The sequence below is a fragment of the Agarivorans sp. Alg241-V36 genome (assembly GCF_900537085.1).
Taxonomy (GTDB): Bacteria; Pseudomonadota; Gammaproteobacteria; order Enterobacterales; family Celerinatantimonadaceae; genus Agarivorans.
In genome coordinates, this window is the sequence record NZ_UNRE01000001.1 from 782,180 (window position 1) to 808,056 (window position 25,877).

The 25,877-nt window shown below is 44.6% G+C and carries 27 protein-coding genes; all 27 read left to right on the forward strand.

Annotated elements, in window-relative coordinates:
* Positions 1 to 25 precede the first annotated feature (25 nt).
* The 27 genes from flhF (at position 26) to G6R11_RS03840 (ending at position 25,871) form a co-directional block, all read left to right on the forward strand.
* The gene (gene flhF, locus G6R11_RS03710) at positions 26 to 1,453 is read left to right on the forward strand and encodes a flagellar biosynthesis protein FlhF (protein ID WP_240352393.1); all 1,428 of its coding nucleotides are present in this window, start codon (positions 26 to 28) and stop codon (positions 1,451 to 1,453) included.
* On the forward strand, positions 1,443 to 2,336 hold the full coding sequence (locus G6R11_RS03715) for a MinD/ParA family protein (RefSeq protein WP_016401699.1): 894 nt from the start codon (positions 1,443 to 1,445) through the stop codon (positions 2,334 to 2,336). The genes flhF and G6R11_RS03715 overlap by 11 nt, the downstream gene beginning before the upstream one ends.
* Positions 2,329 to 3,048, forward strand: coding sequence for an RNA polymerase sigma factor FliA (locus G6R11_RS03720; protein WP_163131576.1), 720 nt, complete (start codon positions 2,329 to 2,331; stop codon positions 3,046 to 3,048). The genes G6R11_RS03715 and G6R11_RS03720 overlap by 8 nt, the downstream gene beginning before the upstream one ends.
* Before the next feature lie 127 nt (positions 3,049 to 3,175).
* Positions 3,176 to 3,559, forward strand: coding sequence for a chemotaxis response regulator CheY (gene cheY, locus G6R11_RS03725; protein ID WP_084681816.1), 384 nt, complete (start codon positions 3,176 to 3,178; stop codon positions 3,557 to 3,559).
* A gap of 13 nt (positions 3,560 to 3,572) precedes the next feature.
* On the forward strand, positions 3,573 to 4,313 hold the full coding sequence (locus G6R11_RS03730; protein ID WP_163131578.1) for a protein phosphatase CheZ: 741 nt from the start codon (positions 3,573 to 3,575) through the stop codon (positions 4,311 to 4,313).
* A gap of 11 nt (positions 4,314 to 4,324) precedes the next feature.
* Positions 4,325 to 6,475, forward strand: coding sequence for a chemotaxis protein CheA (locus G6R11_RS03735; RefSeq protein ID WP_163131580.1), 2,151 nt, complete (start codon positions 4,325 to 4,327; stop codon positions 6,473 to 6,475).
* Between the two features lie 25 nt (positions 6,476 to 6,500).
* A complete protein-coding gene (locus tag G6R11_RS03740) occupies positions 6,501 to 7,625 on the forward strand; it encodes a chemotaxis response regulator protein-glutamate methylesterase (protein ID WP_163131582.1) in 1,125 nt (374 codons plus the stop codon).
* On the forward strand, positions 7,618 to 8,364 hold the full coding sequence (locus tag G6R11_RS03745) for a flagellar motor protein (protein ID WP_163131584.1): 747 nt from the start codon (positions 7,618 to 7,620) through the stop codon (positions 8,362 to 8,364). The genes G6R11_RS03740 and G6R11_RS03745 overlap by 8 nt, the downstream gene beginning before the upstream one ends.
* 1 nt (position 8,365) lies before the next feature.
* Positions 8,366 to 9,289 carry a flagellar motor protein MotB gene (locus G6R11_RS03750; RefSeq protein ID WP_163131586.1) on the forward strand — a complete coding sequence of 308 codons (924 nt, stop codon included), beginning with the start codon at positions 8,366 to 8,368 and terminating at the stop codon, positions 9,287 to 9,289.
* A complete protein-coding gene (locus G6R11_RS03755) occupies positions 9,289 to 10,074 on the forward strand; it encodes a ParA family protein (protein WP_163131588.1) in 786 nt (261 codons plus the stop codon). The genes G6R11_RS03750 and G6R11_RS03755 overlap by 1 nt, the downstream gene beginning before the upstream one ends.
* Positions 10,071 to 10,889, forward strand: coding sequence for a chemotaxis protein CheW (locus G6R11_RS03760; protein ID WP_163131590.1), 819 nt, complete (start codon positions 10,071 to 10,073; stop codon positions 10,887 to 10,889). Before G6R11_RS03755 ends, G6R11_RS03760 begins: the two co-directional genes overlap by 4 nt.
* A gap of 138 nt (positions 10,890 to 11,027) precedes the next feature.
* Entirely contained in the window at positions 11,028 to 11,516 is a 489-nt protein-coding gene (locus G6R11_RS03765) for a chemotaxis protein CheW (protein WP_016401689.1), read from the forward strand.
* Positions 11,517 to 11,942 carry a DUF2802 domain-containing protein gene (locus G6R11_RS03770; RefSeq protein ID WP_205472568.1) on the forward strand — a complete coding sequence of 142 codons (426 nt, stop codon included), beginning with the start codon at positions 11,517 to 11,519 and terminating at the stop codon, positions 11,940 to 11,942.
* A 321-nt stretch (positions 11,943 to 12,263) separates the two neighbouring features.
* Positions 12,264 to 12,899, forward strand: a complete 636-nt coding sequence (gene ccmA / locus G6R11_RS03775) for a cytochrome c biogenesis heme-transporting ATPase CcmA (protein WP_163131592.1) — start codon at positions 12,264 to 12,266, stop codon at positions 12,897 to 12,899.
* Entirely contained in the window at positions 12,899 to 13,564 is a 666-nt protein-coding gene (gene ccmB / locus G6R11_RS03780) for a heme exporter protein CcmB (RefSeq protein ID WP_163131593.1), read from the forward strand. Before ccmA ends, ccmB begins: the two co-directional genes overlap by 1 nt.
* A gap of 27 nt (positions 13,565 to 13,591) precedes the next feature.
* Positions 13,592 to 14,344 carry a heme ABC transporter permease gene (locus G6R11_RS03785; protein ID WP_163131594.1) on the forward strand — a complete coding sequence of 251 codons (753 nt, stop codon included), beginning with the start codon at positions 13,592 to 13,594 and terminating at the stop codon, positions 14,342 to 14,344.
* A gap of 4 nt (positions 14,345 to 14,348) precedes the next feature.
* Positions 14,349 to 14,555, forward strand: a complete 207-nt coding sequence (ccmD, locus tag G6R11_RS03790; protein ID WP_163131596.1) for a heme exporter protein CcmD — start codon at positions 14,349 to 14,351, stop codon at positions 14,553 to 14,555.
* A complete protein-coding gene (ccmE, locus tag G6R11_RS03795; protein ID WP_163131598.1) occupies positions 14,552 to 15,046 on the forward strand; it encodes a cytochrome c maturation protein CcmE in 495 nt (164 codons plus the stop codon). Before ccmD ends, ccmE begins: the two co-directional genes overlap by 4 nt.
* Positions 15,047 to 15,057: 11 nt before the next feature.
* Positions 15,058 to 17,070, forward strand: coding sequence for a heme lyase CcmF/NrfE family subunit (locus tag G6R11_RS03800; protein WP_163131600.1), 2,013 nt, complete (start codon positions 15,058 to 15,060; stop codon positions 17,068 to 17,070).
* Positions 17,071 to 17,601: a DsbE family thiol:disulfide interchange protein gene (locus G6R11_RS03805; RefSeq protein ID WP_163131602.1), complete on the forward strand. Its 531-nt coding sequence runs from the start codon at positions 17,071 to 17,073 to the stop codon at positions 17,599 to 17,601.
* A 2-nt stretch (positions 17,602 to 17,603) separates the two neighbouring features.
* Positions 17,604 to 18,074, forward strand: coding sequence for a cytochrome c-type biogenesis protein (locus tag G6R11_RS03810; RefSeq protein ID WP_163131604.1), 471 nt, complete (start codon positions 17,604 to 17,606; stop codon positions 18,072 to 18,074).
* Positions 18,074 to 19,342, forward strand: a complete 1,269-nt coding sequence (ccmI, locus tag G6R11_RS03815) for a c-type cytochrome biogenesis protein CcmI (RefSeq protein WP_163131606.1) — start codon at positions 18,074 to 18,076, stop codon at positions 19,340 to 19,342. The genes G6R11_RS03810 and ccmI overlap by 1 nt, the downstream gene beginning before the upstream one ends.
* A gap of 159 nt (positions 19,343 to 19,501) precedes the next feature.
* Complete coding sequence (locus G6R11_RS03820; RefSeq protein WP_163131608.1) at positions 19,502 to 20,275, forward strand: VacJ family lipoprotein; 774 nt, start codon at positions 19,502 to 19,504, stop codon at positions 20,273 to 20,275.
* Positions 20,276 to 20,495: 220 nt separating this feature from the next.
* Positions 20,496 to 21,497: a response regulator gene (locus G6R11_RS03825; protein ID WP_163131610.1), complete on the forward strand. Its 1,002-nt coding sequence runs from the start codon at positions 20,496 to 20,498 to the stop codon at positions 21,495 to 21,497.
* A 216-nt stretch (positions 21,498 to 21,713) separates the two neighbouring features.
* On the forward strand, positions 21,714 to 22,619 hold the full coding sequence (cysD, locus tag G6R11_RS03830; protein ID WP_163131611.1) for a sulfate adenylyltransferase subunit CysD: 906 nt from the start codon (positions 21,714 to 21,716) through the stop codon (positions 22,617 to 22,619).
* A 103-nt stretch (positions 22,620 to 22,722) separates the two neighbouring features.
* Positions 22,723 to 24,144 carry a sulfate adenylyltransferase subunit CysN gene (gene cysN, locus G6R11_RS03835; RefSeq protein WP_163131613.1) on the forward strand — a complete coding sequence of 474 codons (1,422 nt, stop codon included), beginning with the start codon at positions 22,723 to 22,725 and terminating at the stop codon, positions 24,142 to 24,144.
* Positions 24,144 to 25,871: an SLC13 family permease gene (locus tag G6R11_RS03840; protein WP_163131615.1), complete on the forward strand. Its 1,728-nt coding sequence runs from the start codon at positions 24,144 to 24,146 to the stop codon at positions 25,869 to 25,871. The genes cysN and G6R11_RS03840 overlap by 1 nt, the downstream gene beginning before the upstream one ends.
* Positions 25,872 to 25,877: the final 6 nt, after the last annotated feature.

Here is a 25,877-nt window from a genome sequence, read left to right on the forward strand (position 1 = left end):
AGCAAAAGGAAGGTGAACAGTGAAAATGAAACGCTTTTTTGCAAAAGATATGCGAACAGCACTAGCCGAAGTGAAGGAAACACTAGGCAGCGATGCGGTTATCATGTCCAACAAAAAGGTGACCGGCGGCATAGAAATTGTTGCTGCGGTCGAACCTTCCAGTGCTAAACAAGCTGCGCCTAAAAGCGATAGAGAATTGGCTGAAGACAGCGTCAATTTGTCGTCTATGAATGCTGGTGCAACTAAAAAAGCGCCAACAAAACCGCATCCCAGTCATGATTTTGACGAAAATGCCAGTTTGAAAGATAACCTAACTAATTTTATGCATCGCCATCAAAAGCGTCAGCAAGAAAATTTGCAACAGTCTCAGCAAAAACAGCAACAGCAGCGACCTCGCACTGTTCAAGCTCCGCGCTCTTTAGCTCAACAACAAGGGTGGGCGCAGCAAGGCTCTCTATCCAGTAAACCAAGCAATGCGTCTATGGGCGGCCAAGCAGCTAACCCTGCTTCTGCCAACGCTGGTAACGAAGTTGGCGAGCTTAAAAAAGAAATGGCAGCGATGCGCAAATTACTTGAGCATCAAGTTTCCGGGTTAATGTGGCAGGAAGTAGAACGCCAAGAGCCGGTACGAGCGATGCTAATTAAACAGTTGCAGCTAGTTGGTTTTGATGAAGATATGGCAGACCAAATTGCCGGATATATTCCTGAAGAATTAGGTGTGCAAGAAGGTTGGCAGCACTTACGTGAGCTATTAGTGAATCAACTGCCAGTTGGCCAGGACGAAATTTTATTAAAGGGTGGGGCAATTGCCTTGCTTGGCCCAACGGGCGTAGGCAAAACTACCACCATCGCTAAATTGGCGGCGCAGTTTGCGATGCGCCATGGTGCCGAAAGTGTGGCGATGATTACTACCGATACCTACCGTATTGGCGCTCATGAACAACTTGCCACTTACGGCAAAATCATGGGCTGTGCAGTTCGCGTCGCCAACGATGAAGAAGAGCTTTCACAGTTGCTTTATCAGTTTAAAGACAAAAAATTAGTGCTTATTGATACCGCCGGTATGAGCCAACGAGATCTGCGCTTACACGAGCAGTTAGATAAGTTAGTAAAAAACAGCCGAGTGAATATTCGTAATTATTTGGTGATGTCGGCCAATGCGCAGTGTCGGGTGATTGAAGAAACTGTGAACCAATTTCAGCGAATTCCTTTAGCTGGTACCATACTTACCAAATTAGATGAAAGCTTGGCATTAGGCGAAGTGTTAAATGTAACCTTGCGCCATGCCTTACCAATAAGTTACGTTACTCACGGCCAACAAGTGCCTGAAGATATTGCGGTAGCTGCGCCTACCCAACTAATTGAACAAGCATTATCGGTTATCGATAAGCAAAGCCAGCAACATTTCTGGTTTAGTGAAACCGAACAACAAAAGGTTTCAGATGTATTCTAAAGACAATGAATTTGACCAAGCTAGCGGCTTAAGAATGATGCAACAAAAAAACAATGTGAAAGTCATCGCAGTAACTGGCGGCAAAGGGGGCGTAGGCAAAACTAACGTTACTCTTAATATGGGCATAGCCATGGCTGCACAAGGTAAGCGCGTAATGGTGCTGGATGCCGACTTAGGCCTAGCAAACGTAGACGTGCTGCTTGGTTTACGTGTAACCAAAAACCTCTCTCATGTTTTGTCGGGTGAATGCACCTTAGATGAAGTATTAGTCAAAGGGCCCAATGGGATTCTAATTGCACCGGCGACTTCTGGCACTCAATCAATGGTGGAGCTCAGTCCTGCCGAACACGCGGGGCTTATTCGTGCTTTTAGCAGCATGAAAACACCTATTGATGTGTTGCTAGTTGATACCGCAGCGGGTATCTCAGACATGGTGCTAAGCTTTGCCAAAGCCTCTCAAGACATTCTGGTAGTGGTTTGTGATGAGCCTACTTCTATTACCGATGCTTACGCGCTAATAAAGCTGCTTTCCAATCAGCATGGTGTATATAAATTTAAAGTAGTCGCAAACATGGTGCGCAGCTTACGCGAAGGCCAAGAATTGTTTGCTAAGCTTACCCGAGTTACCGATCGCTTCTTGGATGCTACACTCGAACTAGTATCTTGTATTCCTTATGACAATAATGTGCGGTTAGCCGTGAGAAAGCAGCGAGTAGTGGTAGAGGCCTATCCTAAGTCTCCTGCTTCTTTAGCGTTTCGCTCATTAGCAAGTAAAGCTTCTACTTGGCCTATTCCTGAACAAGCAGGTGGGCATTTAGAATTTTTCATCGAGAACCTTCTCGAGTTTGGACAACGTAAAAATAGAGAACAGCTTAGTGAATAAAGTTGCCGCTTATGCCAGCGCTAATGACACTAATGTTTTGGTGGAGCGCCATGCAAACTTGGTTAAACGGATAGCCCATCACCTAATGGCTAGGCTTCCGGCTAGCGTAATTGTTGATGACCTAATTCAATCAGGAATGATTGGTTTAATCGAAGCCGCGCGGAATTTTGATGGCTCTAAAGGGGCTAGCTTCGAAACCTACGCTGGTATTCGTATTCGTGGCTCTATGCTGGACGAAATTCGTCGCGGCGATTGGGTTCCGCGCTCGGTGCACAAAAACAGCCGTGCAATCAGTGATGCAATCGCCGCAGTTGAGAAAGAAAAAAATGGCGATGCAAAAGATGCTGAGGTTGCAGCTAAACTTGGGGTTAGCTTGAGTGAATACCATTCAATGCTGTCTGATGTAAATTGCGGACGCATTTTAGGTATCGACGATCTAGGCGTGAGTGAAGATGTCATTTCAAGTGAGGAAAGCCGAGAGCTAAATCGACCGTTTGAAGGTTTTGCTAATCAGCGCTTTCAACAATCTCTTGCCGAGTGTATTAAAGGCCTTCCTGAGAGAGAGGCACTGGTTTTATCCCTCTATTATGATGAAGAACTTAACCTAAAAGAGATTGGCGAAGTATTGAGCGTAAGCGAGTCCCGAGTCAGTCAAATTCATAGTCAAGCGCTTGCTCGAGTTAAAACTCGAATGCGAGATTGGACACAATAGAGAAATTCATCCTTACATTTCTTGTAAAAGATGGACTAAAATTGTGTTTATTAAGGCATAATATCTATATTACATAAATTTTTGGCCTAATTAGTGGCTTGTAAAACATCCTGTTGGGGGACGTACCTTGGATAAAAATATGAAAATTCTGGTTGTTGATGATTTTTCAACGATGAGAAGGATTATTAAAAACCTACTTAGAGATCTTGGTTTCAACAATACGCATGAAGCCGATGACGGAAACACCGCATTGCCTATGCTTAAAGGCGGCGATTTCGAATTTGTAGTAACCGATTGGAACATGCCAGGAATGGAAGGCATTGACCTATTGAAGAATATTCGTGCCGACGAAAGTTTGTCTCACTTACCTGTTTTAATGGTAACTGCCGAAGCAAAACGTGAACAGATCATCGAAGCTGCTCAAGCCGGCGTAAATGGATATATTGTTAAACCTTTCACTGCAGCCACGCTAAAAGAGAAGCTAGATAAGATTTTCGAAAGACTACAATAAGAAAGGAAGATGCGTGAGCACAGAGACTCCGATTATTTCATTAGCCGATGCCAAATCTTTGGTTGCGCTACTTGAAGAAGGAAATGTCGCCGAGGCGAATCAACTTGTTAGTGAGCTTTGTGCTCCAAAAGCTAACCTGCTATTTGATAAGGTTGGGCAGCTCACTCGTCAGCTTCATGACTCTTTAAACGAATTTAAACTCGATATTCGAATTAACGAGTTAGCTAATCAAGAAATACCAGACGCTAAAGAACGGTTGAACTATGTAATAGAGATGACCGATCAAGCGGCCAATAAAACCATGGACGCTGTAGAGTCTGGCCTTCCGATTGCCGATCAATTAACTAACGAAATCAACAATATCATGCCCATATGGCAAAGTTTGATGGAACGAAGAATTGAAATCGGTCAATTTAAGGCGCTATGTCACCAAATCGATATTTTCCTTAATAGTTCTTCAGCAAATGCCGATAAACTACGTAGCATGTTAACCGAAATATTGATGGCTCAAGATTTCCAAGATTTAACCGGTCAGATGATTCGAAAGGTAATTACCTTGGTTCAAGAGGTAGAAGAAAGTCTGGTAGAAATGCTTACCTTGTTTGGAAATGAAAACGCCGAAGTAGCAGAAAGTAAAAAAGAGACTAAATCTGCTATTGAAGCCGAAGGGCCAATATTAAATAAAGAGCAAAGGGATGACGTTGTTAACGATCAAGATGACGTTGATGACTTGTTGTCTAGTTTAGGATTTTAAGGGAGTAGCGCATGTCGTTTGATGTAGATGAAGACATCTTACAAGACTTTCTCGTAGAAGCGGCGGAGATCCTTGAGCAGCTGTCTGAACAGCTGGTTGATTTAGAAAAACGCCCAGATGACAGTGACTTGTTAAATGCCATATTCCGTGGCTTCCACACTGTTAAAGGTGGGGCGGGCTTTTTGTCATTAACCGAGTTGGTTGATGTTTGTCATGGTGCAGAGAACATTTTCGACACCCTGCGAAATGGTGGAAGAAGTGTTTCCCCTGAGCTGATGGATGTGATTCTTGAAGCGCTAGATTCAGTAAATGATATGTTCGCTCAAGTTCAAGCTCGTGAGCCTCTAACTCCAGCCTCTCCTGAATTAATTGAAAGCTTACACCAATTGTCTCGCCCAGAGTCTGCCGACGAAGTGGCTGCAGAGCCAGAGCCAGAGCCAGAGCCAGAGCCAGAGCCAGAGCCAGAGCCGGTAGCAGCTGCGCCGAGTGCTGACGCAGGCAATATTGACGAAATAAGCGATGACGAATTTGAGCGTTTGCTCGATGAGTTGCATGGCTCAGGAGCTCCAGCTCCTGCCGCTGCGCCTAAACCCGCGCCAGCCGCTCCCGTAGCGAAAGCTGCCAGCGATGGTGATATTTCTGATGATGAATTTGAAAAGCTGTTGGATGAACTTCATGGTTCAAAAGCTCCAAGTGCTAGTAAACCGGCAGCGCCCGTCGCCCCAGCCGCGAAACCTAGCTCAAATGGTGATGAAATTGGCGATGACGAGTTCGAGAAACTGCTAGACCAATTACATGGTGCTGGTAAAGCCCCAGACGCGAAAGCCGCTCCAGCTGCGCCAGCAGCTAAAGCAACACCTAAACCAGCCGCTAAAATTGAAGCTAGCCCTAAAGCGCCTGCTAAACCAGCAGCTCCGGCCAAGCCTGCTGCTAAGGCTGCTCCTGCCAAACAAGAGCCAGCAAAAGCGCCAGCTAAGCAAGCTGTGCCACAAGGCGAAACCACGGTCCGCGTAGATACTCGTACGCTAGACGATATTATGAATATGGTTGGTGAGCTGGTATTGGTGCGAAACCGCTTAGTGAGCTTGGGCCTTAATAGCAACGATGAAGATATGTCTAAAGCCACCGCTAACTTGGATGTGGTGACGGCGGATCTGCAAGGTGCGGTAATGAAAACCCGCATGCAGCCAATCAAAAAAGTGTTTGGTCGTTTCCCTCGAGTGGTTCGAGATTTAGCACGAAGCTTGAAGAAAGACATCAACCTTGAGTTGGTGGGTGAAGATACAGATTTAGATAAAAACCTAGTTGAAGCTCTCGCTGATCCATTGGTTCACTTAGTTCGAAACTCAGTTGACCACGGTATTGAAATGCCAGACGACCGAGTGGCTTCAGGTAAACCTCGCACTGGTGTTATCCGTTTATCTGCCTCGCAAGAGGGCGATCACATCTTACTTAAAATCGAAGATGATGGCGCCGGTATGAATGCCGATAAGCTTAAATCTATCGCGATTGAACGCGGTGTACTTGATGCTGATGCTGCTGCTCGCATGCCAGATAAAGATGCTTATAGCCTTATTTTCGCACCTGGTTTCTCTACCAAGACGGAGATTTCAGATATCTCTGGTCGAGGTGTGGGCATGGACGTGGTTAAAACCAGCATTACCCAGCTAAATGGTTCAGTTGATATAGACTCACAATTGGGGCAAGGCACTACACTACAGATTAAAGTACCGCTTACTTTGGCTATTCTGCCAACTCTAATGGTTGATGTAGGCAAGCAAACTTTTGCTTTACCACTGACTAGCGTGAATGAAATCTTCCATCTTGACCTTACCAAAACGAACGTCGTTGATGGTCAAGAAACCGTGATTGTACGTGACAAGGCTATTCCGCTGTTTTACTTACAAGACTGGTTGATTAGAAATGGTCAATCTGGAGAACGTAGTTCTCAAGGCCACGTGGTTATCGTACAAATTGGCCCGCAACAAGTCGGTTTTGTGGTTGATAATCTGATTGGCCAAGAAGAAGTGGTGATCAAAGCCTTAGACCAATTATTGCAAGGTACTCCAGGTATGGCTGGTGCGACAATCACTAGTGATGGCCGTATTGCTTTAATTCTTGATATCCCAAGCCTGTTGAAACGCTACGCTCGTAAGATGTAAGCATAGCCTTTAAGAAGAATCTAACATGGCAATAAAAGTACTTGTAGTTGATGATTCGAGCTTTTTCCGACGCCGGGTAAGCGAGATCATCAACGCAGACCCTTCTTTAGAAGTGGTCGATACCGCAAAAAATGGCCGTGAAGCCATCGACATGGTCGCTCGTCTAAAACCCGATGTAGTGACTATGGATATCGAAATGCCGATAATGGACGGTATTACTGCGGTTCGCGAAATAATGGCGAAGAATCCAACCCCGGTTCTTATGTTCTCATCGCTAACTCATGAAGGTGCCAAGGCCACCCTGGATGCCCTAGAAGCTGGTGCCCTAGATTTTATCCCTAAAAAGTTTGAAGATATTGCTCGAGATAGAGAAGAAGCTGTTAGCCTGCTTCAGCAACGTGTAAAAGCGATTGCTCGTCGCCGTGTTAGCGCCCGCAGAACTGTTAGCCCTCCGGCAGAAAGTGCGCCAGCTAGACCTAATCCAGCGGCAAGGCCGGCAGTAAAATCGTCAGCAAGTGCACCAGCTCCTCAGCCAAAAGAGCGCGTTAGTGCGCGTTTCAAGCCCTCAGGTAAGCGCTATAAACTTGTGGCTATTGGCACCTCAACTGGCGGCCCGGTTGCACTACAAACCATTCTTACCCAAATACCGGCAGGTTTTTCGAAACCTATTTTATTGATACAACACATGCCTGCTACGTTCACAGCTGCCTTTGCTCAGCGACTAAATAGTTTGTCGAGAATTAATGTGAAACAGGCAGAGGATGGCGATGAATTACGCCCTGGCTGCGCGTATTTAGCGCCAGGTGGTAAGCAAATGCTAGTTGAAGGTCGTGGCACTTATGGTCGTTTGCGTGTTATCGATGGGAACGACAAAGTAAACTATAAGCCTTGTGTTGATATTACCTTTGCTTCCTTAGCAAAGAGTCACCAATCTAATGTATTGGCGATGATCCTAACGGGTATGGGCGCAGATGGCAGAGACGGTGCCCGTTTGCTGAAAGAGCAAGGTTCTACTATTTGGGCGCAAGATGAAGCTAGTTGTGTGGTGTACGGTATGCCTCAAGCGGTAGCTAGTGCAGGTTTAGCGTCTGAGCAACTCCCTCTTGATCGCTTTTGTGAAGCGATTGTAGCGGAAATAGGGAATGGATAAACTTAGCATTGCTGGCGTGTTTATCGCCTTCTCTGCTGTTGGTTTAGGTCATTCTTTAGCGGGTGGTAGTTTTTCAGATCTGGTTAATTTGCACGCCTTTATCATCGTTTTAGGTGGTACGGTAGGCGCTGTTATGCTGCAAACTCCCGCTTCTCAATTTGTCCAAGCGATAAAATCCGTTCCGCGAGTTTGGCAAAATCAACAGCTTGATGTTAAGAAGCAAAGCCAACTAATTCTGAGTTGGTCCCACACTGTTCGTAAAGATGGTTACCTAGTATTAGAAAAACATCGACAACAAGCCGATGCCTTTAGTGTATTGGGCTTAGAGATGTTGATAGATGGGGCCGAGACCGCGCAGTTAAAACAGTCATTAGAAGACATTATCGATCTAGAGCAAAACCGTTTAGAGAAGCAAGCTGGTGTATTTGAAGCCATGGGAGGTTATTGCCCAACCGTTGGTATCCTCGGCGCAGTGTTGGGGCTAATTCAAGCCATGGACTTTTTAACGAGTCCTGAGCAATTAGGCCAGGGAATTGCGGTGGCATTTGTTGCCACTATTTATGGGGTGGGCTTTGCCAACTTTGTGTTTTTGCCCATTGCCAATAAGCTTCGTGCTTTAGCAGGAGAGCGAGCAATATACCAAGAGATGACGCTAGCCGGTTTAGTCTCTATTGCTGAGGGTGCGAGTAGCATGGAAGTGCAGCGGCGCTTACATAGTTTTAGTGCGGAACTTCACTAATATGCGTCATCGCTACGCCACGCAGGCAAAGCGTAACGCAAGTACTGAACGCTGGTTGGTGTCTTATGCTGATTATATGACGCTAATGTTTGCTTTGTTTGTTGTTTTGTACGCTATGGCAATTGCCAATGAAAATGACTATCCCGAGCTGCAAACCCGTTTGCAACATGCTATTTCACTTTTTGAAACCGATAAAGCCTCAAGCCAAGCTATGATTGCCGTTGAGTCAGAAGGCTCTTCAGAGGCGGGCATTTTATCCGGCGGGCAATCTATATTAGATGGGGAAGTCTTTAAACGTGTCGAAATTACTCCAATGCCTAGCGATTATCCAAGCAATGCCGACGATGAAGGCTTTATTCAGCTGGCGGAACAATTGGCAACAGAGTTTAAAGATTTTCTAAAAACTGACGATATAGTAATAAGTTATGATGAACAATGGCTCACAATAGAACTCGATAGCCGATTGTTTTTTGCTAGTGGCAGTGCCTATTTGCTCAAACCAGCTGCTCAGGTTATCGATGTACTAGCGGAAAAGCTAAGTCGAATTGATAACTATATTCGAGTTCGTGGTTACACTGATGAAAACAGCATTGATAGTGAACTCTATCCTAGCAATTGGGAGTTATCTGCGGCGCGAGCAACCCGTGTCTTAAGAGAGTTGCAAGCTAGGGGCGTAGCGCCTGCTAGAATGGCATTAGAAGCTTATGCTGAGTTTTCACCCGATGAAACTAAAGTGAGCAATCGGAAAAACCGCCGAGTAGTCATCGCCTTAGCGAAAACTTTATGGCAAGCAAAAGTGGAAGTAAGCTCTGAAACGCCGGTTAAAGTAGAAGCCGAACCTACGAAACAACCAGACAGTGAAACCATGTTAGCTGTACCCTTAGAAGGCGGTGGGGTACGTTTTACAACAAGGCAGGAAGAATAGTGAAAGTTTGGACAGTAGCCAATCAAAAAGGTGGCGTAGGTAAAACCACTACGGTAATTTCGCTTGCCGGTTTGTTGGCGCAACAGGGTAAACGTGTACTGTTGTTAGATACCGATCCGCATGCTTCGTTAACTAGCTATTTGGGTTTTGACGTTGATAGTGTGCAAGGCACCCTATACGAGCTTTATCAAAACAGCCAAATTGATGATGCAATGGTCACTCATAGTATTCAGGCCACGGCATTTGATAACTTAGACCTGATCCCAGCCAGTATGGCTTTAGCCACTCTAGATAAAGTGCTGGGGCAGCGAGAAGGAATGGGCCTAATACTCAAGCGCATTTTGTCTCGCGTTGAAGGTAAATACGACCATGTGCTTATTGATTGCCCGCCTGTGTTGGGGGTAATGATGGTGAACGCTTTAGCTGCCAGTGACAGAGTGTTAGTGCCTGTGCAAACAGAGTTTTTAGCCATTAAAGGTTTGGAACGTATGGTGAAAACCTTAGCTATTATGCAGCGTTCTTGCCCTGGACCTTTACGCTATACCGTTGTGCCAACAATGTATGATAAACGTACCAGAGCGTCATTGGCGGCGCTTAAAGAGCTGCAAGAAACTTACCCTAAAAATATTTGGAATTCAGTTATTCCCATCGATACCAAGTTCCGTGACGCCAGTCTTCGTCACACACCGCCTTCTTATCATATTAAGAACTGTCGTGGTGTTTTTGCTTACCAAACACTATTAGCGCACCTACTGCAAATGACCGATGAGCAGGGGCTATTATGAACAGCGACAAGTTAATGGAGCAGGCTCTTGGTGATTATTTCGACTCATTGTTGAGTGAAACTCCTCCAGAGCCAGAAAAGGTTCCTGAACTTAAATCAGAACCTGAAGCTAAATCAAATGAAGACCAAGCTTTAGAGCCCCAAGCCAAACCCTTAGCTGAGCTATTTGCAGAAGCAGAGCAGCGCGTTGCTGCCGTCGCAGAAGCGCAGCCGGTACTGCTGCCGATCAAAGAGTTGCCTGAACAAGCGCCTGAGCTTGAAGTTGAAGAAACGGTTGAAGAATTAGAGCAGCAGGTAGAAGAGCAAGACATTGCGGTTGAAACCGAAACGTCCCTTGCTCTGCAAGAAGAGTCAACTGCCGCACAGTGGCAAAATATTGACACGGATAACGACTTCCAGGTGCTATTTTTTGAAGTGGCAGGGGTTACTTTTGGTGTGCCTCTCACTCAACTTGGAGGCATTCATAGAATTTCCGAAGTGAGCCCTCTGTTTGGTAAGCCACCGTGGTTTTCCGGCATCATGATAGAGCGTGAAGAAAAGCTAAGTGTGGTTGATACTGCTAAATGGGTGATGCCAAATCAGCCCTTTGAACCAGAGTATAAATACTTAGTGATGTTGGGCGAAAGTGCCTGGGGCTTAAGCTGTGAAAAGCTGTTTGGAACGGAGCGCCTAAACCGAGATGACGTTAAATGGCGTTCTACGCCTGGTCAAAGGCCTTGGTTAGCTGGAATGGTAAAACAAAAAATGTGTGCTTTGTTGCATGTAGAAGAGTTGCAACAAATGCTGGCAGATGGCGTAGATATCGAAGGACATTAAAAATCTGAGAGCCTGATAGGCTTCTCAGTTTGAAAAGGTAGGAAAATCTGCCATTTAGTTTTATAACATATGATATATACTGAATAATATGAGTTGCGAGATCCGATAGGACTCACGAATACTAAAAAGGACACGCAGATGAGCGAGCAGCGTAACATCGCAGAAAATATTGCCGAAGATGAAGTATTACAATGGGTGACTTTTCAGCTAGAAAGTGAAACCTATGGCATCAACGTAATGCAGGTACAAGAAGTATTGCGTTATACCGAAATTGCCCCAGTACCTGGTGCGCCAAACTATGTACTCGGTATTATTAACTTGCGCGGTAACGTGGTTACAGTTATTGATACCCGTTCACGTTTTGGTTTGCCTTCTTCAGATATCACTGAGAATTCAAGAATTGTTATTATTGAAGCGGAATCTCAAGTGATTGGCATCTTGGTAGATAGTGTTGCCGAAGTGGTTTACTTGCGTTCGTCAGAGATTGATATTGCGCCAAATGTGGGTACGGAAGAAAGTGCTAAGTTTATCCAAGGTGTGAGTAACCGTGATGGACAATTACTCATCTTAGTCGACCTAAACAAACTACTTTCTGATGAAGAGTGGGACGAAGTAAGCTCACTATAAATGGATTGGATTAACCTGATTGCCTTAGTGGCAACCGTTGTTTGCCTTGTTGGTGCTATTTGGTTCAGCAACAAGGCGCAACAACAAGTGAAAGCTAACGAGCAAAAGATGCAAAGCTTAGAGGTGGTCACTAAAAACCTTCTTCAGTCACACCGCGTGGTTGAAAAACAACTACAAGAAATTCATCAAGCCAATGCTTCTTTAGTGGGTGAGTTAGAGCGTCAAAGTGAGCAAGTAGAGCAAGCTTTCCTTCGCACTTCGCAGATTCAATCTCAAGACCCGGACAGCAAGCTGTATACTCGAGCGGTAAAGCTGGTTGAACTAGGCGCAGATTTAGATGAGGTAATGCGCGAGTGTGAGCTGCCAAAAGCCGAAGCAGAGTTGCTGCTAAGCCTACGCAATAAAATGAAAGGACAAGTGAGTTAAGCTGGTTATCGCTAAAGATTGTTTTGGATAACCAGCTAAAATATTGTTTCTTGAGTTAACCTGCATTTAGCCAATTTTATATCCTTATCTTTCCCTCGTTTACTTTCGACTCTCGCTTTAGTGGCTTTACTGTCTACTTAAATAAATCGCAAAAAATGTGTTAGCGCTCAACTCAAATGTAGCACTCGATAAGTCGGTCATATTTTTGTTACTTGTATTGCAAAGCGCTGTAAACATGGCGTTAAACCCTATACTCAAGCTAGTTTTTAGGCCAAGCTGTGTTAACATTCTAGCCAATATATCTGGCAAGAAAATAGTTGAATGTTAAAGGTTAATGGACTGTGTTGTGTGCGCGAAGAGCGAGTATTGTTCGACAACTTGTCTTTTACTTTATCGCCTGGTGAAATTTTACAAGTTGCTGGACCAAATGGTGCCGGTAAAACCAGTTTATTACGATTAATCTCCGGTTTATCTCGTCCTGAAAACGGTGAGATTTTGTGGCAAGGTGAGGCGATTTCTCAAGTTGCTGAGCAGTATCATCAACAGTGTCTTTATCTAGGCCATCACGCAGGCGTAAAGGCTGAGCTTAGTGCAGTAGAAAACTTACGTTTTTACTTAGGCTTGGCCGGAGAAAGCATGGAGCAGGAGCAGCTGTATGCATTGTTAACCCGTGTTGGTTTAGCAGGCTTAGAAGAAGAAGCTGTTGCTCACCTTTCTGCAGGACAACAGCGCCGAGTAGCCCTAGCAAGATTATGGTTAGTCGCCCGTAAGTTGTGGATCCTAGATGAACCATTTACCGCGATAGACAAGCAAGGCGTTGCGTACTTGGAACAAGTGATTTTGTCTCATGCTAAAAAAGGAGGAATGGTATTGTTAACGACTCATCAAGAGTTAAATATTCCCACCTCTGATTATCGAGTTTTAGAGATTAAGCCGGCCTTTGAGGAAACGCTGTAATGCGCGCGTTTACTACTGTTGTTAAGCGTGAGCTTTTGGCCGCTTTTCGGCAAAAGTCAGATGTACTCAACCCGCTTTGGTTTATTCTTATCGTTATTACCTTGTTCCCGATAGCAGTAGGCCCAGAGCCATTGTTATTAGCTAAAATAGCGCCTGGCATTTTATGGGTCGCAGCACTGTTATCTTCGTTATTGTCTCTGGAGCGTTTATTTAGAGATGATTTTGCTGATGGCTCTTTAGAGCAGATGTTAATGAGCGGGTCATCTTTACCCTTAATTTCGCTAGCCAAAATAGTGGCTCATTGGCTGATAACGGGCTTGCCTATTTTATTGTTGTCGCCTTTGTTGGCGGTGTTGTTGTCTTTAGAATGGCAGAGTTTTCAGGCGACCTTTTACACCTTAGTACTCGGTACTCCAGTATTGAGTTTGATTGGCTCTGTAGGCGTGGCCTTAACTGTTGGATTACGCAAAGGGGGCGTTTTACTTAGCTTGCTAGTTTTACCCCTGTATATTCCAGTGTTGATTTTTGCGACATCTGCGATTGAAGCAGCGTCATTAAGCTTGCCCTATGCCGGGCATTTAGCGATCATGGGCGCCATAAGCTTGCTTGCACTCACATTGGCTCCTTTTGCTACGGCTGCTGCGCTAAAAGTAAGCATTAACTAAAAAAAGACTGAGAGAGTAAATACCATTATGTGGAAATGGTTACATCCATACGCAAAACCTGAGGCAAGCTACACCCTAGCGGGAAAATTTGTACCTTGGTTTAGTGTTTTTGCCATTGTGTGTTTTTCTGTAGGCTTAGTGTGGGGCCTTTTGTTTGCGCCTGCCGATTACCAACAAGGCGACAGTTTTAGGATCATTTACATTCATGTGCCTTCGGCAATTATGTCGATGGGCGCATACTCATCAATGGCCATTGCGGCTTTTATCGGCTTAGTTTGGCAAATTAAACAGGCTGATATGTATGTGGCAGCGGTTGCGCCAGTTGGTGCTGTATTTACTTTTGTTGCCTTATTTACTGGTGCAGCTTGGGGCAAACCGATGTGGGGAGCCTGGTGGGTCTGGGACGCGCGCCTTACGTCTGAGTTGATTCTACTGTTTTTATATTTGGGTGTTATTGCCCTGTATAATGCGTTTTCCGATAAGACTATGGCTGGCCGCGCCGCTGGTATTCTCAGCATTGTTGGCGTAATTAATTTGCCGATTATTCATTACTCGGTGGAGTGGTGGAATACGTTGCATCAGGGTGCCACCATTACCAAATTTGATAAACCGTCTATCGATTCTCGAATGCTGTGGCCTTTACTGCTCAATATTCTTGCCTTTGGTTTTTTCCTTGGCGCAGTGAGCTTGGTTCGCTTTAGAACTGAACTGTTGCGCCGTGAGCAACGTAGACCATGGGTACAGCAACTTATTCAACGCCACATAAAAGCAAAGGGGTAGAACGATGCAGTTTGAATCAATCGCAGATTTCTTTGCTATGGGTGGTTATGGTTTCTATGTATGGCTGGCGTTTGGCGTAAGTGCTTTAGCCATGGTTGCCATAGTGATCGACAGTATTGTTAAACGAAATGCCATTTTTAAATCTGTTGCGCGACAATCTGCGCGACAACAACGAGTTGAAGCAGCAAAAGAGGTAACTGAACGCTTATGAACCCAAGACGTAAAAAACGCTTAACGATTGTTCTGGCAATTGTACTTGGTTTGGGGGCTTCAATCGGCTTGTTGCTGTTTGCGTTACAACAGAATATCGACTTATTTTACACGCCTACTGAACTGGTAAACGGTAAAGGCAAGGATGAGATTAAACCGGAAGTAGGCCAACGCTTAAGAATTGGTGGCTTAGTATTACCGGGCACGGTTGAGCGTTCGCAAACCAGTTTGCAGGTAAGTTTTAAGCTGAGCGACGCCGGTGGTGGTATTGTGACCATTAACTACGAAGGTATTCTGCCCGATCTGTTTCGAGAAGGGCAGGGCATTGTAGCGCAAGGCGAGCTGGCCAATGCAACAACAGTAAACGCTTTTGAAGTATTAGCTAAACACGATGAAGAATACATGCCACAGGAAGTGGCGGAAGCACTAGAAGGTATGGAACACTTTAAACCAGAATATACAGAAGCCCAGCTTAAAGGCTCTGGACACTAGAGACGGTAATTATGATCCCGGAACTTGGACATTACGCACTAATTCTTTCTTGTGCGTTAGCTATTTTACAAAGTGTGTACCCGCTATGGGGCGCTAGCAAAAATAGTGTTTCTTTAATGAAGCTTGCTCGGCCTTTGGCGCTGGCACAGTTTGCCTTTGTCACATTGTCTTTTGTGGTGCTGAGCTACTCATTTGCTATTAACGATTTTTCAGTGGCCTATGTAGCCAATAACTCTAATAGCCAGTTGCCAGTTCATTACCGCTTATCGGCGGTGTGGGGGGCTCATGAGGGCTCATTGTTATTATGGGCGATGATCTTGTCGGGCTGGGGCGCGGCGGTAGCAATGTTCAGCCGTGGTTTACCACTCGACGCCGTTGCTCGTGTTGTGGCTGTAATGGGTATGATATGCGTAGGCTTCTACCTGTTCATTTTGCTTACTTCAAATCCTTTTGATAGAACCTTGCCGTTTTTCCCGGTAGATGGACAAGATTTAAATCCTTTGTTGCAAGACGTTGGTTTGATTTTCCATCCACCACTGTTGTACATGGGTTATGTTGGCTTCTCGGTGGCTTTTGCTTTTGCTATCGCTGCATTAATGGCCGGACGTTTAGATTCCACTTGGGCACGCTGGTCGCGCCCTTGGACAATGGCAGCCTGGATTTTCCTTACCTTAGGTATCTCATTAGGAAGCTGGTGGGCCTACTACGAACTAGGTTGGGGCGGTTGGTGGTTCTGGGATCCAGTTGAAAATGCTTCATTTATGCCTTGGTTAGTGGGCACAGCTTTATTGCATTCATTAGCAGTAACCGAAAAACGCGGGGTGTTTAAATCCTGGACTGTGCTGCTGGCTATATCTGCATTTTCCTTAAGTTTGTTAGGTACTTTTTTAGTGCGCTCAGGCGTATTGGTCTCGGTACATGCCTTCGCCAGCGACCCCGCTCGAGGCTTGTTTATTCTAGGCTTCTTGTTAGTGGTAATTGGCGGCTCTTTATTGTTGTTTGCTATTCGAGGTTCTCAGGTGAAAAGTCGCGGGACCTATAGCCTGTTTTCTCGCGAGACCTTTTTGTTAATTAATAACATCTTGTTAGTGGCGGCACTAGTAGTGGTATTACTGGGTACTTTACTGCCGCTTATTCACAAAGAAATCGGCCTTGGCAGTATCTCTATTGGCGAAGCCTTCTTTAACCGGATGTTTAGTTGGATGATTGTACCTTTTGCTATTGCCTTAGGTATTGGACCGCTGCTGCGTTGGAAACGCCAAGATATTCGCCCTCTTAAGGGCTGGTTGCTGGCACTCGCAGCATTTAGTTTGATTGTGCCGGCAGCATTATTGGCAATACTTGCACCGAAGTTTTATGCCTTGGCTTATATGGCACTAGCTTTATCATTTTGGGTGATTAGCTGTACAGCCCTAGAAGTATATTTGCGGGCGACTCATCGCCACAGCTTCACCAAAGGTTTGAAAGTACTTAGTCGTTCTCATTGGGCAATGGTGCTTGGCCACTTAGGTTTGGCGGTTACCGTGATTGGCGTGGCATTAACCAGCCATTACAGTATTGAGCGCGACTTGCGTTTAGAGCCGGGTGATTCGGTTACCTTTGCGGCTTACTCTTTCCACTTCAAACAGGTTGAACCTTTAGTTGGTCCAAACTATGAAGGCCATGTTGGGGTGATAGACGTATATAAAGACGAGCACTTAGCAACCACCTTGCGTGCAGAGAAACGCTTCTATCGAGTGCAACGAAACATGATGACAGAAGCCGCCATTGATGCAGGCCTATGGCGTGATTTATACGCAGCCTTGGGTGAACAGCTTCCCGGCGGAGCTTGGGCAGTGCGACTGTATTACAAACCCTTTATTCGTTGGATTTGGCTAGGTTCAATTATAATGGCTATCGGCGGTATATTTGCCATGTCAGATAAACGTTATCGCTTTAAAGTGAAACAAGAACAGTTAAGTGGTAAGCCATCTGTTAAAAGTGCCAGTGGTAGTAAAAGCACTCATTTGGCAGAGGAAGGATAAATGAATAAACGCATTTTCTATTATCTACTGCCTCTTATGGCCTTTCTGTTCATGGCTGTGTTTTTATATCGTGGTTTGTACAGTGATGCTACTGAACTTGAATCAGTATTAATTGGCAAGCCCGTTCCGCAATTCACTTTACAAGATATTTATCAGCAAGATAAGCAACACGACGCTGCGATTTTTAAGGGTGAACCCTTGCTGCTAAACGTTTGGGCTACCTGGTGTCCAACCTGTCGAGCCGAGCACACTTTTCTTAACTCCTTGGCTGAGCAGGGCGTGAAGATTGTCGGTTTGAATTACAAAGACGATCGCATTAAAGCGATAAAGTGGCTGGAGCAACTCGGTAATCCTTATCAAGTTAACTTGTACGATGGCAAAGGCCTGCTGGCATTAGATTTGGGTGTGTATGGTGCGCCAGAAACCTATTTCATAGATAGCCAAGGTGTGATTCGTTATCGCCATGTGGGTGATGTAAACGCGCGTAATTGGCAAGCGGAACTTGCGCCAATATTTGCTGGTTTGGATTAATCATGATGAAAACACTACAAAGCTTTTTAACGGTGTTATTGCTTAGCTTGCCTATTATGGCGAACGCAGCCATTTCAGCTCACGAATTCGATAGCCCGGAGCAAGAAGAACTGTTTAGAGAGCTAACGCGTGAGTTGCGTTGCCCTAAATGTCAAAACAACAACATCTCAGACTCAAACGCTGGACTTGCTCAAGACTTACGTGAGAAAACCTATCAAATGGTTAAATCGGGCAGTGATAAGCAAGAAGTATTGGATTACATGGTGGCTCGCTACGGCAACTTCGTGCGCTACGATCCCCCTTTAACGCCAGCAGTACTCACTCTGTGGGTTGCGCCAATACTGATTATATTGATTGGTGGATTTACTGTATGGCGACTAGCTAGAAGACGAAAAGACGCAAAATCTGCGCTAGATTTAGCCGAACAAGAACGCCTTGAACAGCTAATTAAACAAACGGAGCAAGATAAATAATGACAGTATTTTGGTTGGCTGCTGCCGTTTTAACCGCGTTAGCCGTGGCTGTTGTTGTATGGCCGTTATGGCGACAACGAGACAGTCGCTCAGTGACTCAAACTGAGTTAAATAAAACTCTCTACAAAGATAGATTAATTGAGATTGAACAAGAAAATGCGCAAGGCTTAGCGGAAGACAGCTCAGTGTTAGTGAGCGAACTTCAGCATAATTTGCTGGATGATATTCCCGAAGAAACCAATACCAAACATAGCTCTATTTCACCTTGGGTGGCTCTACCTGGTGTGGTTTTTGTAGTGGCTATTTCCATTGGCATGTATCTCAAATTAGGCAGTGCTGAGAAGGTTCAAGATTGGCAGGCTATTGTACAAAAAATGCCAGAACTGAGTAATAAAGTGCTGCTTGGCCAAGGTGGTGAGGTAAGTGAACAAGACTTAAGTGACTTTGCCTTGGGACTCCGAACCAAGCTGCATCAAGATCCTAGCGATACTCGTGGCTGGTTTTTATTGGCTAAAGTTGGCCAAGCGCTAAATCGTTTAGACATTATGACTGATGCGGCAGAGCAAGCTTATATGCGCGATTCAAGCAGCGCCAATATTATAGCTGTATATGCTCAATCCTTATTCTACAGTGGTGAACCCAGTGAACAAGCTCGAGCTGAGCGACTGTTAGTATTAGCCCTGCAGCAAGATTCAAGTCAATTAGAGCTTTGGTCTTTATATGCCTTTATGGCATTGGAGCAACAACAGTTTCAGTTGGCTATTGACCGCTGGCAACAAATGCTAAGTTTGGTGGATGCTGATTCTGAGCGCTATCAAATGCTGCAACAAAGCATTGAATTTGCTGAAGGGCAAATTGCTCAGCAGCAGGCGCCAGCTATTGAGCCAGCTCCTGTTGAGGACACAGTGGTTGCAAACAACCCCGCGAGTGGCCCTAGCTACAGCATTACGGTAGACGTAAAAGACGGGCTTGAAGTGCCTGGCTCAAGTTTCTTGTTTGTGTTCGCTAAGTCTGTGAACGGGCCGCCAATGCCCTTAGCAGCCAAAAAAGTCGCACATCCACGTTTTCCATTAACGGTGAATTTGTCAGACAGTGATAGCATGATGGAAGGTTTAAAGCTTTCTCAGCAAGGTGATTTTTATATTACCGCTCGCTTATCTTACGATAACAATGTACAAACCATTGAAGGCGATTGGGAAGGGCGATCTTCTGCTATTTCTCAAGGGACAGGACAAGTAATAAGCTTACTTATCGATACTCCTTTGTAACTATGTATTGATATTGTAAGTGTTAATAGTTTTTACTATTCAGTTCTGAACATAGATGCCATAATGAAAAGAGGTTGCTAAGCAACCTTTTTTTATTTGTATTCGCAAATTGTTAAGTGTCGATTTGCGATAGGTATCTGACCAAGGAAGGGGGTCTGAGTGCGCAGAGTGGTTACAGCTTTTTTGATGTCTGCTGTTATGTTGTCTACTGCATCCACCACAATGGCTAATGAAGCAGAGGCCTTTGACGAGCCTTATCAAGACTTCTCCGATCCCTTCGAGGGCTTCAATCGAAGCATGTGGAACTTCAATTACAACTATTTGGATAAACCGCTTTATCGCCCAGTAACCCATGTGTACGCCAAGTTCTTACCCTTTGGTATTCGTGAAGCCATGAATAATGTGATTCGTAATTTAGAAGAACCCGCTAGTTTTGCTAACCACCTGCTGCAAGGTAAAGTTGAACGTGCTTCTAATAACCTCGTTCGATTTTTGTTTAATTCTAGCTTTGGTATTTTTGGCATTTTTGATTTAATGGGTCGCTCCGGTGTACAGCGAGACATTGAAGAGTTTGGCGACGTAATGGGATTTTACGGAGTGCCAGAAGGACCTTATGTCATGTTGCCAGTACTAGGGCCAACTACTGTTCGCAAAGAAGTCGGTGATTGGGTAGATGCCTTTGCCTCACCGCTAACTAACCTAACGTTTGCCGAACAAGTGATTAAATGGGGCTTAGATGGCCTGTATAAACGAGCGTCAGTTATTGAGCAAGAACCGCTATTAGATAACTCGCTAGACAGCTATACCTTTGTTAAAGATGCCTACCTGCAGTATCGCTTATATCGCTTCTATAATGGCAAGCCGCCAACGTCTTCAAAACAAGATATTGATTCAGCTTTAGAAGATTATTTAGACGAGTTAGAAGAATATTAATTAAGCTGAACTATGCTTGTAGGTAGTATAGTTCAGCTCGCCTAAAGGCCTTCATTGCTAGTGTTAGCGCTGCCTATTCAAAATTGGTTTTTTGCATACCTTTACGTGGTATAAATTTTATACATGCCTACTGGCGTTGTAGTTACTTTGCTTATATTATCAACTGATTAGACCATTCAAATACTATTAACATATTAATTAATAAGGATATTTGGCGAGAGTGCAGGAGCGCGACGATAGTCCCTTATACGGGATCTCAATTTTAGTTGTAGAAGATGAAGTGGTATTTCGTCAGCAGTTGCTCGCGTTTTTGACTCAACAAGGCGCAATGGTAGGTGCTGTAGGAGATGGACAAGAAGCTCTTAACGCCATCAATCAACAACACTACGATATCATTTTGATGGACCTCATCATGCCGCGCATGAATGGGGTCGAACTGTTGCAACGCTTAGACAACTTCCCTGGAAGTGTGGTGGTTATTTCCGGTAAAAGCACCATGGCCGATTTACGTAAAGTATTACAGCTTGGGGCTAGTGACTTCTTAGTTAAACCGCTGACTGATTTTAATGAGTTAACCGACACCATTCTTGCCAACCTTTCGATGGCTCATGAGCACAGCCTACAAATGGAGTTTGCTGAGTTTGATGAGCATAAAGCCCACTTCAAAGCCAATGATGCTCAAGCGAGCATGGTGTTAAACGAAATCCTTCCGGAAAACACCCAAGAGATTATTGGGTTCTTTTGTCATTATCGGCTAAAGGGGCAAACCCTATTCCCGATTATCAAGCAAATTGATGAGCATCATGTAGGGTTTTTGGTGGTTGATATTTGCTTATTGGGCGATGAAGGAGTTGTTGCTGCGGTAATCATCAATGGCTTTTTCCAAGACATGTGGAATCGCTTTTTGGTTAATGATCCTACAGCGCTTCAACCTAGCGAAGCACTTAGTACGCTTAACCGTATTATTAAAGCCGCTGACTTACGCGCACCCGTTGCTTGTTTGTATGGTGTGATAGAGCACGACCAAGTGTTGTTCGCCAATGCGGGTTTGTTAGATGCGCCAACTCCTTTTGATGCGGCTCATCCCGGAATGCCTTTAGGTCTTAACGCCGATGCACATTACTTAGAAAGCATAGGAAAGTTGTCTGACATAGGCTTTAGCTTGCGCTTCAAAAACCTGGCTGACGATCGCATTAACCTCAAACTCTTCCCGGTAAATTAGTCTCTTAAGTGACTAGAACGCATTGAGTGAACTTTTTAGTGTTGAGAACATGGCTTAGGCCTAATCTACAGGGCTTCTTCGCTATTCTTAGAATCCAAAGTTATTAAAAGTAGCATAATGTTATAGCGCGGTTACTAGTAGTGGTCAGCTTTATCAGTTAGTCTGAGCTTGTTTTATATTCTATAACGATATAACGAATTAAGAGCTGAAGACTAAATGGAAAATTATAACTTAACTCATCTTAAAGCATTAGAAGCCGAGAGTATCCATATCATCCGTGAAGTAGCGGCTGAATTCGACAACCCGGTAATGCTGTACTCTGTGGGTAAAGACTCCGCGGTAATGCTTCATTTAGCGCGTAAAGCTTTCTATCCCGGAAAAATTCCTTTCCCGCTATTGCACGTAGACACCGACTGGAAGTTTAAAGAAATGATCCAGTTCCGTGATCGCATGGCAGAGAAGTACGACTTCGAATTACTGGTGCACAAAAATCCTGAAGGCCTAGAAATAGGCATCGGCCCATTTACTCACGGCAGTGCTGTGCATACAGATGTAATGAAAACCCAAGGCTTAAAGCAGGCGCTAAACAAGTATCAATTTGATGCAGCCTTTGGCGGTGCCCGTCGTGATGAAGAGAAGTCTCGTGCCAAAGAGCGCGTTTATTCTTTCCGTGATAAAAACCACCGTTGGGATCCAAAATCACAGCGCCCAGAGTTATGGAATACCTACAACTCTAAGGTGAATAAAGGTGAAAGCATTCGTGTATTCCCGCTATCTAACTGGACTGAGTTAGATATTTGGCAATACATCTACTTAGAGAATATTGAAATTGTTCCTCTTTACTTATCTCAAGAACGACCTGTAGTAGAGCGTGATGGCACCTTAATCATGGTTGATGATGAGCGCATGCCTGTTGAAGAAGGGGAGATTCAACACAAAATGGTTCGTTTTCGCACATTAGGCTGTTACCCGTTAACCGGTGCAGTAGAGTCGGAAGCGACAACTCTGCCTGAAGTTATTCAAGAAATGCTGTTGACCAAAACCTCTGAGCGACAAGGTCGTGTGATTGACCACGACAGCGCGGGCTCGATGGAGAAGAAGAAGATGGAAGGTTATTTCTAAGAGAAATAGCAGGCCTCTAAACAGTATTTACCCGCACACCTTAATGAGCGGGAATGGAACAAGAATTTTGACGCTGGCGAAAAGCTAGGAAAGCGAGGATACCATGTCTCATCAATCAACCTTGATTGCTTCAGATATTAAAGAGTACTTACAACAACACGAACAGAAACAGTTACTACGTTTATTAACCTGTGGCAGTGTGGATGACGGTAAGAGCACCTTAATTGGCCGTTTATTGCACGATTCAAAAATGATTTTTGAAGATCAGTTAGCGACCATTAAAAATGATTCAAAACGTTTTAACACCACTGATGGCGAGTTTGACTTAGCCCTATTGGTTGACGGCCTGCAGTCGGAGCGTGAGCAAGGCATCACCATCGACGTAGCCTACCGTTATTTTTCAACAGAAAAGCGTAAGTTTATTATTGCCGATACTCCGGGGCATGAGCAATATACCCGAAACATGGCAACGGGCGCGTCAAACTGTGATTTGGCTATTGTGATGATTGACGCACGTTACGGTGTGCAAGTGCAAACTCGTCGTCACAGCTTTATCGTTTCAACACTAGGCATTAAGCAAGTGATTGTTGCGATTAATAAAATGGACCTGGTCGAGTTCTCAGAAGCTCGCTTTGAAGAAATTAAAGCGGAATACGAAAAGTTTGCTGAGAATTTGAATATTGATAGCATCAAATTTGTACCAATTTCAGCCCTAAACGGTGACAACGTAGTTGAGCGCAGCGAACAAAGTGCGTGGTATCACGGTGAAACGCTAATGGGCATGTTAGAAAGTGCGCCAATTAGCGCCGGTCAAAACTTTGATGACTTCCGCTTTCCGGTTCAATATGTAAATCGCCCTAACTTAGATTTTCGTGGTTTCTGCGGAACCATAAGCTCTGGTGTAGTGCGCAAAGGCGATGAAGTGACTTCTTTGCCATCAGGCAAAATCTCAAAAGTGAAAAGCATCGTAACTTTTGATGGTGAAATTGATGAAGCTTATGCGCCAATGGCGGTAACACTTACCTTAGAAGACGAGATTGATGCAAGTCGCGGTAACATGCTAGTACATAGCAACAATAAGCCTTGGGTAGCCAGCAGCGCTGAAGCGACTGTGGTTTGGATGGCAGAAGAGCCAATGATTGCCAACAAACAATACGATTTCAAACTGGCGTCTAAAACCACTTCAGGTTCCATCGCTAAAATTGAGCATCAAATTGATGTGAATACTTTAGAAGAGCAAGATGCGGTTCGCCTTGGTTTAAACGAGATTGGTTCTTGCCAAATTCAGTTTAGCCAGCAAGTTGCTTTTGATGCTTATAACAAAGCCAAAGGCACTGGTTCATTCATTATTATTGACCGTATCTCCAATGTCACTGTAGGTGCCGGTATTATTACCGCCAAAGGCAGTTTAGAAGAAACAGGGCAACAGCAGGAGTTCTCGGCATTTGAGCTAGAACTTAATGCGCTTGTTCGTAAACACTTCCCGCATTGGGATGCTAAAGACTTAAGCGAATTACTTAAGTAATGAGCATACAGGCCATATTGGTGCTAGTGATTTTCATTGGCACCATTGCGTCTTTAATTCGTTATCAGCAGTATCCCGCCAAAATCTTTGGTGGGGTAATGTTGCTGTTGTTCGTGCTTGATTTAGTTAGTAGCGATCAACTATTGGCCAGTGTTTCGAATCAGGGATTAATGACCCTAGTTCTTTTAATGTTGTGCTCGATAGCCCTGGAAAAAACAAGACTGTTGCGAATGTTGGCTGCATCTATCATTAAGCCATCGCTTCGTTCTACTTGGTTTAGATTATTTTCAACTACGGTGCTATCTTCAGCAGCGTTAAACAATACTGCAGTAGTCGCCACGTTGTTAGCACCTATTCGCAATAACCCTTACCACAGTGCTAGCCGCTTATTGTTGCCCCTATCTTACGCGGCGATATTGGGTGGAACACTTACCTTAATTGGTACCTCTACCAACCTAATTGTGAACAGCTTGCTAATCGAAAGCACTGGTGAGAGCTTGGGCTTTTTTGATTTCACCTTAATAGGCTTGGTTGCGGTGGTAGCCTGTGGCTTTACCTTAGCGTTTTTTTCGCGCTATTTACCCGATCATAAGCGTGAAGAGAATAATTATCACCGCTATTTTATTGATGCAAAGATTCAAGCTGATTCAGCCTTAATAGGTAAGAGTGTTGAAGAAAACGGTCTGCGCCATTTAGAATCACTTTTTCTTGTGGAAATTGTTCGAGATGGAAAGCTGATTAGCCCGGTAGCGCCAAGCGAGGTGATGCAGCAAAGCGATAGGCTTATTTTTAGCGGCGATGTCACTAAAGTCATGCAACTAAACCAATTCTCAGGCTTGCAAACCTTTGCTGATTCTAATGGCTTATTGGGTTCTAACCTAACCGAAGTGGTTATTCGCCCTGAGAGTATGTTAGTAGGTAAAAGCTTAAAGGGTGCTGGCTTTCGCGCTCGCTTTGATGCGGCTGTTGTAGCCATTAAGCGAGACGGCGAAAGAGTATCTGGGAAGCTAGGCGAAATAACCTTGCAGGCAGGTGACTTTTTGGTGTTGGCGGTGGGCGCCGATTTTAAGTCGCGCACTAATCTAAGCAAAAACTTTATTGTGGTTAGTGGGGTAGAGCCCGACACCCGTTTAAATGGCACTTCAGAGCTTATTGCTATTGGTGGCTTTGTTTTAGCTGTAGGTGCTGCGGCCCTTGGCTTAGTGAGCTTATTTAAAGCGATGGTTGTTTTGTTAGGCGGTTTAATCTTTTTCAGGTGCTTAACACCCAGCGAGTTAGTGCGCCGTTTCCCCAAGGAAATCTGGTTGATAGTCGCCTCAGCTTTGGCCTTATCGCAGGCGATGCATAATGCTGGCTTAGTAGAGCTGCTTGAAAGCTTGTTTAACGGCGGCTTAAGTGGCCAATGGTTTATGCTGAGCTTAGTGGCTGTGTACTTATTAACTTGGATATTTACTGAGTTGGTTACCAATAACGCCGCGGCAGCCTTAATGTTCCCTTTAGCTTATGGCTTGGCTAATGCATTGGGAGCAAACCCAATGACTTTTGTTATGACAGTAGCTTTTGCCGCAAGCGCCAGCTTTGTCAGCCCTTATGGCTATCAAACCAATTTAATGGTTTATAACGCAGGGCGCTATAGCTTGCGAGATTTTGTTAAGTTAGGTTTACCGGTAGCCTTGGTTTATGGCTTGGTGGTATTAATACTGGTTCCAATAGTTTTTCCTTTGTAGTGATTT

Bases quoted from the DNA above. Each gene is read 5' to 3' on its own strand.
- flhF (WP_240352393.1), top strand. From the start codon at position 26: ATGAAACGCTTTTTTGCAAAAGATATGCGAACAGCACTAGCCGAAGTG.
- G6R11_RS03715 (WP_016401699.1), top strand. From the start codon at position 1,443: ATGTATTCTAAAGACAATGAATTTGACCAAGCTAGCGGCTTAAGAATG.
- G6R11_RS03735 (WP_163131580.1), top strand. From the start codon at position 4,325: ATGTCGTTTGATGTAGATGAAGACATCTTACAAGACTTTCTCGTAGAA.
- G6R11_RS03740 (WP_163131582.1), top strand. From the start codon at position 6,501: ATGGCAATAAAAGTACTTGTAGTTGATGATTCGAGCTTTTTCCGACGC.
- G6R11_RS03745 (WP_163131584.1), top strand. From the start codon at position 7,618: ATGGATAAACTTAGCATTGCTGGCGTGTTTATCGCCTTCTCTGCTGTT.
- G6R11_RS03750 (WP_163131586.1), top strand. From the start codon at position 8,366: ATGCGTCATCGCTACGCCACGCAGGCAAAGCGTAACGCAAGTACTGAA.
- G6R11_RS03760 (WP_163131590.1), top strand. From the start codon at position 10,071: ATGAACAGCGACAAGTTAATGGAGCAGGCTCTTGGTGATTATTTCGAC.
- G6R11_RS03765 (WP_016401689.1), top strand. From the start codon at position 11,028: ATGAGCGAGCAGCGTAACATCGCAGAAAATATTGCCGAAGATGAAGTA.
- G6R11_RS03770 (WP_205472568.1), top strand. From the start codon at position 11,517: ATGGATTGGATTAACCTGATTGCCTTAGTGGCAACCGTTGTTTGCCTT.
- ccmA (WP_163131592.1), top strand. From the start codon at position 12,264: ATGTTAAAGGTTAATGGACTGTGTTGTGTGCGCGAAGAGCGAGTATTG.
- ccmB (WP_163131593.1), top strand. From the start codon at position 12,899: ATGCGCGCGTTTACTACTGTTGTTAAGCGTGAGCTTTTGGCCGCTTTT.
- G6R11_RS03785 (WP_163131594.1), top strand. From the start codon at position 13,592: ATGTGGAAATGGTTACATCCATACGCAAAACCTGAGGCAAGCTACACC.
- ccmD (WP_163131596.1), top strand. From the start codon at position 14,349: ATGCAGTTTGAATCAATCGCAGATTTCTTTGCTATGGGTGGTTATGGT.
- ccmE (WP_163131598.1), top strand. From the start codon at position 14,552: ATGAACCCAAGACGTAAAAAACGCTTAACGATTGTTCTGGCAATTGTA.
- G6R11_RS03800 (WP_163131600.1), top strand. From the start codon at position 15,058: ATGATCCCGGAACTTGGACATTACGCACTAATTCTTTCTTGTGCGTTA.
- G6R11_RS03805 (WP_163131602.1), top strand. From the start codon at position 17,071: ATGAATAAACGCATTTTCTATTATCTACTGCCTCTTATGGCCTTTCTG.
- G6R11_RS03810 (WP_163131604.1), top strand. From the start codon at position 17,604: ATGATGAAAACACTACAAAGCTTTTTAACGGTGTTATTGCTTAGCTTG.
- ccmI (WP_163131606.1), top strand. From the start codon at position 18,074: ATGACAGTATTTTGGTTGGCTGCTGCCGTTTTAACCGCGTTAGCCGTG.
- cysD (WP_163131611.1), top strand. From the start codon at position 21,714: ATGGAAAATTATAACTTAACTCATCTTAAAGCATTAGAAGCCGAGAGT.
- cysN (WP_163131613.1), top strand. From the start codon at position 22,723: ATGTCTCATCAATCAACCTTGATTGCTTCAGATATTAAAGAGTACTTA.
- G6R11_RS03840 (WP_163131615.1), top strand. From the start codon at position 24,144: ATGAGCATACAGGCCATATTGGTGCTAGTGATTTTCATTGGCACCATT.